Here is a 522-nt window from a genome sequence, read left to right as displayed (position 1 = left end):
GTGAAGCATGGACAACTTCCTCCGTTCTCTTAATCATTCCTCACTGTGCAATACCCGATAATTCCAACGCTGTATCCCTAACAATGGAGCAATCAGATTAGGAGCCGTGTGAGGTGAAAGTCTCAAGCACGGTTCTGTATGGGAGGGGGAGATGGTGACATCTCTCTCGACCCCTACTAAACCGACTCGGGTTCAATTTCCATGCCTGCCTGCCCAACTTGTATAGCAAAAGACAGAACAGTTAGGACGTATAATGGCACGGATATCTACAGAAGACCCAAAATGCCAGCCCCCTACAGTTACGACCTTAGACAAAAAGTTATTAATGCAATTGAACTAGACGGTATACCCAAAACCGAAGCCAGTCAAGTTTTCCATGTCAGCAGGAACACCATCAATCTCTGGCTGCAAAGAAAAGAACACACCGGCGACTTCCTCCCTAAACCTAATCGCCCACCTGGTCATAGCCACCAAATTACCGACTGGCACAAATTCAAGGCTTTTGCCCAAGAGCATGGCGAT

Annotated in this window: 1 protein-coding gene; it reads left to right on the top strand. The window is 47.3% G+C overall.

What is annotated here, in order from left to right:
* Window positions 1-282 precede the first annotated feature (282 nt).
* The coding region (locus P5683_RS25710; protein WP_315641284.1) for an IS630 transposase-related protein at window positions 283-522 on the top strand (240 nt) is incomplete at its 3' end.

The sequence above is a fragment of the Limnospira sp. PMC 1279.21 genome (genome assembly GCF_032349615.1).
GTDB lineage: Bacteria > Cyanobacteriota > Cyanobacteriia > Cyanobacteriales > Microcoleaceae > Limnospira > Limnospira fusiformis.
The sequence above is the reverse complement of the archived record's forward strand: the minus strand, read 5'-3'. Positions and strand labels throughout refer to the sequence as shown.